We start from the raw sequence: 7,730 nt of genomic DNA, 5'->3' as shown, positions 1-7,730 counted from the left end.
TTTTCAGAAGTTTTCGAAGAATTCCTCAACAACTTCAACCACTTGCGCTTCAGATCTCTCGTCAGCGGGAGGCGAATTCTACAGCGTTACACGCTGCTGTCAACACCTCTTTTTCAACTTCCTTTCGGCTTCGATAAACTGAAGCAACCCACCGCCGAAACCTACATAACTCATTGAATCTCAAGGAGTTTTCCGTTTCGACTGCGCCGGAAGTGGGGCGAATTATAGACACCTGAGATCTGCCGTCAACCGTTAATTTCAGTTTTCTATCGAAAGAAGTAAAAAGCTGCCTATATATAGACGCCACCGCGGGGAATGCGCAGTATATTGCCCAACACTCAGAACAATACCTACTTTTACACTGGACGATGCCGCGCAATGAATGACCAACCTCGCTCTCTCGCCTCAATGCTGTTCCCGGTTGGTCTGCTATTAATAGCCATGGCTTCGATCCAGTCCGGCGCATCCCTGGCCAAAAGCATGTTCCCCGTGGTCGGCGCTCAGGGGACAACCACGCTGCGGTTGATCTTCGCCAGCGTGATCATGTTGCTACTGCTGCGCCCATGGCGGGCAAAGCTGACTGCCAAGTCTTTGCGCACAGTGATTGTCTACGGCATGGCCCTGGGCGGCATGAATTTCCTCTTCTATATGTCACTGCGTACGGTGCCACTGGGAATTGCCGTGGCGCTTGAGTTCACCGGCCCTCTGGCGGTCGCTATCTATGCATCGCGTCGAGCCATTGATTTCCTATGGATTGGCCTCGCCGCCATCGGGCTAATGTTGCTGATACCCACAGGCGCGACCACCAATGCAATTGATTTGCTCGGTGCAGGCTACGCGCTGGGCGCCGGTGTCTGCTGGGCGCTATATATCCTGTTCGGTCAGAAGGCCGGCGCTGATAACGGTGTCACGACCGCAGCATTGGGTGTAATGATCGCCGCGCTGTTCGTTGCGCCGATCGGCATCGTGCACGCCGGCACAGCACTACTGACGCCGTCGCTGATTCCTGTCGCCATTGGCGTCGCAATTCTGTCCACCGCCCTGCCCTACACCCTGGAGATGGTGGCCCTCACCCGGATGCCCGCACGCACATTCGGCACTTTGATGAGCATCGAGCCTGCGTTTGGAGCTTTGTCAGGCCTGCTGTTCCTGCAGGAATACCTCTCGCTGTCACAATGGATGGCCATTCTGTGCATTATTCTGGCTTCCGTCGGCGCCACCATGACCATGGGTAGCAGCGCCAAGCCTGCAATTGCGGCAGATTGAAACAGGATTTGACGAAGGTCTGGCAATTGGCGCTCATTTAGGCCATGTTTAGGCCTGTAACTTAATGCCAGATATGGATTTTTTCGGACAGGGATTTCACAACGCTTAGAGCGCAAGCGAATACAGGCAGAACCGAGCGCCAGACTCGCGGCTGTTATAAGGACGGTAATGAAACGAATTTTGATACTGATTGCCGTACTCGCAATTGCGGGCTGTGCGGCGACTTCGAAGACCCATGTAAAGCACGGCAAAAAAGGGCTGCACATCAACTGCTCGGGGCTGTCGTCCTCCTGGGACAAGTGCTATACCAGCGCAGCCAACGCCTGCGCACCGAAAGGCTACAAAGTCATCGCCAAGTCGGGGGACAGCGTAGAGGAGCCAGGTGACTATCCGTTCGGTCTCAATCCTGCCGGCTACACCAGCCGCAGCATGATCGTCATCTGCAAATAGATCAGCGCTGGCCGTTGAGCTGCCGATCGATCTCATCATGGCTGGACTTCAGCACTTTGCGCTGAATGTCCGGCGTGGCCAGCATACGCGCCACCACCAATGCCCCGACGCATTGCGACAAGATCGACCACGCCAGACTGTCGCTCTGCAGAATCTGCGCCCAGCTTTGCTGCAGTCGACAAATCCACAGCTCGGCCTGCTCACGTACCTCTACCTCGGAACGGGCGATTTCCGCACCCAACGCCGGCAAAGCACAACCGGCCTCAGGCTGCTCGACATGAGACATGCTCAAGTAATGCTTGAGACAGCGCTGCAGTCGCTCTCGATCCTCCACGCCCTGCCCGCCCAGTCGCTCCAGACTTTGGCATAACTCGCGTTCGACGATCGCCGTAAACAGCGCATCCTTCGAAGAGAAGTGGCTGTAGAACGCCGCACCACTCAAGCCGATCGCTTTCATCAAACCATCGACTCCCACCGCGCAAAACCCGGAACGCTTTGCCGACAGCGCGCTGCTCTGCAATAGCTTTTCCCGGGTTTCCAGCTTGTGACTGGCTGAGTAACGCATGTGTTTGACCTCGATTTGCTCGCCTTGACGTTGCTCGAATCCTAGCATAACGTTCGTTCACTTAACGATCGTTTACCAAAGGGATTCACCCATGAATAACAAGAAGGTCGTATTGGTGGTCGGGGCTGGCGATGCAACGGGCGGGGCCATTGCCAAGCGTTTTGCCAAAGAAGGCTTCGTGGCCTGCGTTACCCGGCGCAGCGCCGACAAATTGCAGCCACTGGTGGAAACGATCATTGCCGAGGGCGGTGAAGCCCACGGTTTTGCCTGCGATGCCCGCAAAGAAGAAGACGTCATCGCGCTGATCGAAGACATCGAGACTCGCCTGGGCCCTATCGAGGCGTTTGTCTTCAACATCGGCGCCAATGTGCCCTGCAGCATTCTCGAAGAAACCGCTCGCAAGTATTTCAAGATCTGGGAGATGGCCTGTTTCTCAGGTTTTCTCAATGCCCGTGAAGTGGCCAAACGCATGGTGACCCGTCAACGCGGCACGATCCTGTTTACCGGCGCCACCGCCGGCCTTCGCGGTGCTTCCGGATTCGCTGCCTTTGCCGGCGCCAAGCACGGCATCCGCGCACTGGCGCAAAGCATGGCGCGTGAATTGGGGCCGATGAATATCCACGTGGCCCATGTGGTGGTTGATGGTGCAATCGATACCGACTTCATTCGTAACAGTTTCCCGGAAAAATACGCCACAAAAGACCAGGACGGCATTCTCAACCCCGAGCACATTGCCGAAAACTATTGGTACTTGCACAGTCAGCCACGGGACGCTTGGACGTTCGAGCTGGATCTGCGCCCCTGGAACGAACGCTGGTAAGCCCTCCATAACAATAAATAGAGAGACGCGATAATGAGTAAAACCGTGGAGTTTTATTTCGACCTCGGCAGCCCTGCCACCTATCTGGCCTACACCCAGTTGCCCAAGCTGTGCGCCGAAACCGCCAGTGAACTGATCTACATTCCGATGCTGTTGGGCGGCGTATTCAAAGCCACCGGCAACGCATCGCCGGCGATGATCCCGGCCAAGGGCCGCTACATGTTTGAGGACTTGGATCGCTACGCCAAACGTTATGGCGTGCCGTTGAAATTCAATCCGCACTTTCCGATCAACACTCTGATGCTGATGCGCGCGGTGACCGGCATACAATTGCGCCAGCCTGAGCGTTTTCCGGCGTTTATCGATTGTTTGTTTAAAGGTCTTTGGGTGGATGGCCGGCCGCTTGATGAACCGGCAACCGTCGCAGCATTGTTGAGCGAGCACGGCTTCGATCCAGTAGAGGTTTTGGCGCTGACCAACGACGAAGCGGTGAAGGCGACGTTGAAGGAGAACACCGAGACGGCGGTTAAACGCGGGGTTTTCGGTGCGCCGAGCATGTTTATCGGCAGGCAGATGTTTTTTGGCCAGGATCGTCTCGACTTTGTCGAGCAAGCGTTGCGCCAGGCCTGAATCAAGCGAAGAACTCAGGCGCCAAAATAAGCGCCTGAGTTCGCGTCGGTCAAATCGCCGCGGTACGGGCGTTCAACCATTGCAGCGCTGCACCGTCGAGCAACGGACTCAAACGCTCACGCACTTGTGCGTGGTACACGTTGAACCACTGTTTCTCTTCCTGCGTCAGCAGTTCAGGCAGCAGGCAACGCGTGTCGATCGGGCACAGCGTCAAGGTTTCAAACTTGAGGAATTCGCCGAACTCGCTGCTCCCCGCCTCGCGGTTCATCGCCAGGTTTTCGATGCGCACGCCCCAACGGCCCGGACGATAAGTACCCGGTTCGATCGACGTGATCATCCCCGCCTGCATCGCGGTCTGAGGTGCCGGCGCCGCCTGATAGGCAATAACCTGCGGCCCCTCGTGAACATTGAGGAAATACCCGACGCCGTGACCGGTGCCGTGACCGTAATCAACGCTCTCCGCCCAGATCGGCGCTCGCGCGATTGCATCAAGCAGCGGCGACAGAATGCCTTTCGGGAACTGCGCCCGCGACAAGGCAATCACGCCTTTCAACACACGTGTGCAATCGCGCTTCTGCTCTTCAGTTGGCGTACCGACCGGCACCATGCGGGTGATGTCGGTGGTGCCGCCCAGGTATTGACCACCCGAGTCAATCAGCAACAGACCGTCACCCTCGATCACCGCGTGTTCTTCTTCGGTGGCGTGGTAGTGCGGCATCGCGCCATTGGCGTTAAACGCGGCAATGGTGTTGAAACTCAGCGAAACGTAATCCGGACGACGCTCACGGGCAGCGGTGAGTTTTTCGTCGATGGTCAGCTCGGTAATGCGCTCGCGGCCCCAGGCCGATTCAAGCCAGGCGAAGAATTCGCACAGTGCTGCGCCGTCCTGCTCCATGGCTTTGCGGATGTGTTGCGCGTCGGCTTCACTTTTCTGCGATTTGGCCAGGGTCGTTGGATTGAGGCCTTCAACCAGCGTCACGCCGCTGTCGAGGTTATCCAGCAAACCACTGGTAACGCGCGCCGGATCGACCAGCACAGACGCACCACTCGGCACCGCTCGCAGGGCATCGGCGACTTCGCTGTAATCGCGCAGCGAAACGCCATCCTGCTCCAGCACAGCGCGCAGGTCAGTATCGACCTTGCTCAATGCGACGAACAAAGTGGCGTGTTGTTGGTTGATCAACGCAAACGAAACAAACACCGGGTTGAACGACACATCACCGCCACGCAGATTGAACAACCAGGCGATGTCGTCGAGGGTCGCGATGAAATGCCAATCGGCGCCACGCTCCTGCAGGGTTGCGCGCAATTTGGCGAGTTTTTCGCCACGAGTGACAGTCGCTTGCGGCGGCAGATGTTGATAGATCGCGGCGTTCGGCAGGCTTGGGCGATCATTCCAGACTTCATTCAACAGATCGATGTCGGTACGCAAACGCGCGCCGCGCGCTTCGAGCTTGCTGCTCAAGGTACGTGCCGACGCCACCGCCATCACCGCACCGTCCACCGCGACCACGCCACCTTGTGGCGTGTGCTCGGCCAGCCAGTCCAGCGGACTCGGTTGGCCCGGCTGCAATTTGACCAGTTCGATGCCGCTGCCATTGAGCTCCTTGCTTGCCTGTTCCCAGTACCGACTGTCGGCCCAGACCCCGGCGAAATCAGCGGTGACAATCAAAGTGCCAACCGAGCCATGGAAACCCGACAGCCACTGGCGGCCCTGCCAGTAACCCGGCAAATATTCCGACAAATGCGGGTCAGCGGACGGCACCAACAGCGCGTGAATGCCTTCACGGCGCATCAGTTCACGGGTGTGCGCCAGGCGCTGGGGCACCGATCCTTCGGTCGAGGTCTGGGTACTCATCATGTCTCCTGCTAATCACTTCATCGTTATTGTTCGTAGCCGTTGGATCGGCTTGTTTAAAGCCCTGTCGCCCAGAATGCCGGAGCACTGGCGCAGGCGGTTTTGATCAGTTCGCAAGCCTTGTCGATATCCTCGGCGGTGGTGAAACGGCCGAGGCTCAGGCGAATGGTGCGCCCGGCCAGATGCGCGTCATGCCCCAACGCCAACAGCACGTGGGACGGCGCATTGCTCGCGGAGTTACAGGCTGAGGTGGCGGAAAATGCGATCGAATGGCTCAGTGCCGCGCTGTTGAATTCGCCCTCGCTGAACGTCAGGCTCAAGGTGTGCGGGATGCGCTGGTTGACGCTGCCGTTGAGGCGCACACCCGGCAAGCTCAACAGTTGCTCAAGGAGGCGCTCGCGCAAGGCAACGATGGTTTGTTTCTCATCGTCAAATGCCACGGCTGCCAAGGCAAACGCCGCGCCCATGCCGGCAATCTGATGGGTCGCCAAGGTCCCGGAGCGCAAGCCACCTTCGTGACCGCCACCGTGAATCTGCGCCTGCAAACGCTGTTGCGCCCGCGGGCCGACGTACAGCGCGCCGATACCTTTGGGGCCATAGAGTTTGTGCGCCGAAAAGGACATCAGGTCGACGGGCCACTGCGCCAGATCGATAGCCACTTTGCCGGCGCCTTGTGCCGCATCGACATGAAACAGCGCTTCGCGGCTGCGCACGACTTCGCCAATCGCCTGTATGTCGTTGACCGTGCCCAACTCGTTGTTGACCAGCATCAGCGACACCAGAAAGGTGTCCTCACGCATGGCTTCACTGACCGCTTGCGGCGTGATCAGGCCTTCGGCGTCCGGCACCAGATACGTCACGGCAATGCCGGCGTCCTGCAATTGGCGGGCGGTATCGAGAACGGCCTTGTGTTCAATCTGGCTGGTGATGATATGGCCGCCGGACACACCGCGCGCCTGCGCCACACCTTTAAGGGCCAGGTTGTTGGACTCGGTGGCACCGGAAGTCCAGACAATCTGCTGAGCCTGCGCGCCGACCAGTTCGGCGACTTGTTGCCGGGCCTGCTCGACCGTGTGCCGGGCCTGTTGGCCAAACGCGTGGGAGCTGGAGGCCGGGTTGCCGAAGTTACCGTGAAACCCCAGACACTCGATCATCACCTGGATGACCCGCTCGTCCACCGGGGTGGTGGCGGCGTAATCGAAATACAACGGACGTGTGTTCATAAAGGACTCGCAGAGCGTGTTCCGGGATCAGGAGGCTCGTGTCTGCAAACGGCACAGCGCAGCCTTGTGAGCTGCGCGTCGGTTCGAGAGCGTCATCAATACCTGATCGGATGCCGTTAAAGAAGAACAACTTCATTCAAAGTGCGTAGGAACGCTCCTGAAGTCGAGCTTAACAGGCATCGGGCCGGCGGTTGAAGCAATGCGTCAGCTAAAGCTTTCGAGAAGTAACGGGTACAGCGAAATCACCAGCAGCGCCGCCATGCCCCAGTTGAACACGCGCAGCCAGCGCGGCTCCTTCAAGACATTGCGCAGCAAGGTGCCGCACGCCGCCCAGAGACCGACACTCGGCAGATTGATGATGGCGAATACCGCGGCAATGATCACCACATTGGTGAAATAACCTTGCATCGGCGTGTAGGTGCTGATGGCACCAATGGCCATGATCCACGCCTTGGGATTGACCCACTGAAACGCGGCGGCGCCCAGATAGCTGATCGGTTTCGCCTCGCCTTCGGCGCTGTCCCCGACCGGCCCCGAGTGGGAAATTTTCCACGCCAGATACAACAGATACGCCGCGCCGACATAGCGCAGCACCGTATAAAGAATCGGATAGGTCTGAAACACCGCGCCCAGGCCAAAGCCCACAGCCACCACCAGAACGAAGAAGCCACAGGTGATGCCGAGCATGTGCGGAATGGTGCGGTTAAAGCCGAAGTTAACGCCCGATGCCAGCAACATGGTGTTGTTCGGCCCCGGCGTAATCGAGGTGACAAGGGCAAACAGGGCAAAGCCCAACAGCAGATCAAGCGAGAGGGTCATGGCGGGCAATCCATCAGGGTCATTCAGCTGTTGACCCTATCCCACCCCGCCCGGCAAACCCACGGACAGTTAGGTAAAACTTCAAGCAGTACAGTTTGT

8 protein-coding genes are annotated in these 7,730 nt (G+C 58.1%); 4 read left to right on the top strand and 4 right to left on the bottom strand.

The annotated features are described in order from the left end of the window. The first annotated feature begins 378 nt into the window (after positions 1–378). Together rhtA and WA225_RS12905 are read left to right on the top strand one after the other, a co-directional pair. On the top strand, positions 379–1,266 hold the full coding sequence (gene rhtA / locus WA225_RS12910) for a threonine/homoserine exporter RhtA (protein WP_422608203.1): 888 nt from the start codon (positions 379–381) through the stop codon (positions 1,264–1,266). Between the two features lie 168 nt (positions 1,267–1,434). Further along, positions 1,435–1,716, top strand: coding sequence for a hypothetical protein (locus tag WA225_RS12905; RefSeq protein WP_422608202.1), 282 nt, complete (start codon positions 1,435–1,437; stop codon positions 1,714–1,716). Position 1,717: 1 nt separating this feature from the next. On the opposite strand, the gene WA225_RS12900 is transcribed toward WA225_RS12905, so the two are convergent. Continuing rightward, positions 1,718–2,281: a TetR/AcrR family transcriptional regulator gene (locus WA225_RS12900; protein WP_422608201.1), complete on the bottom strand. Its 564-nt coding sequence runs from the start codon at positions 2,279–2,281 to the stop codon at positions 1,718–1,720. Positions 2,282–2,372: 91 nt separating this feature from the next. On the opposite strand from WA225_RS12900, the gene WA225_RS12895 reads away from it, so the two are divergent. Continuing rightward, entirely contained in the window at positions 2,373–3,101 is a 729-nt protein-coding gene (locus WA225_RS12895) for an SDR family oxidoreductase (RefSeq protein WP_422608200.1), read from the top strand. 33 nt (positions 3,102–3,134) lie between these two features. Continuing rightward, entirely contained in the window at positions 3,135–3,731 is a 597-nt protein-coding gene (locus WA225_RS12890; RefSeq protein ID WP_422608199.1) for a 2-hydroxychromene-2-carboxylate isomerase, read from the top strand. 49 nt (positions 3,732–3,780) lie between these two features. On the opposite strand, the gene WA225_RS12885 is transcribed toward WA225_RS12890, so the two are convergent. From WA225_RS12885 to WA225_RS12875, 3 genes are all read right to left on the bottom strand, one after another. Next, on the bottom strand, positions 3,781–5,589 hold the full coding sequence (locus tag WA225_RS12885; protein WP_422608198.1) for an aminopeptidase P family protein: 1,809 nt from the start codon (positions 5,587–5,589) through the stop codon (positions 3,781–3,783). A gap of 56 nt (positions 5,590–5,645) precedes the next feature. After that, the gene (locus WA225_RS12880) at positions 5,646–6,812 is read right to left on the bottom strand and encodes an aminotransferase class V-fold PLP-dependent enzyme (protein WP_422608197.1); all 1,167 of its coding nucleotides are present in this window, start codon (positions 6,810–6,812) and stop codon (positions 5,646–5,648) included. Between the two features lie 204 nt (positions 6,813–7,016). Then, positions 7,017–7,631 (bottom strand): LysE family translocator, encoded by a 615-nt coding sequence (locus WA225_RS12875; RefSeq protein WP_422608196.1) that lies wholly within the window; start codon positions 7,629–7,631, stop codon positions 7,017–7,019. Positions 7,632–7,730: the final 99 nt, after the last annotated feature.

This window comes from Pseudomonas sp., from assembly GCF_049300855.1.
Lineage (GTDB): Bacteria > Pseudomonadota > Gammaproteobacteria > Pseudomonadales > Pseudomonadaceae > Aquipseudomonas.
This window is presented reverse-complemented; position numbering and strand designations above follow the sequence as displayed.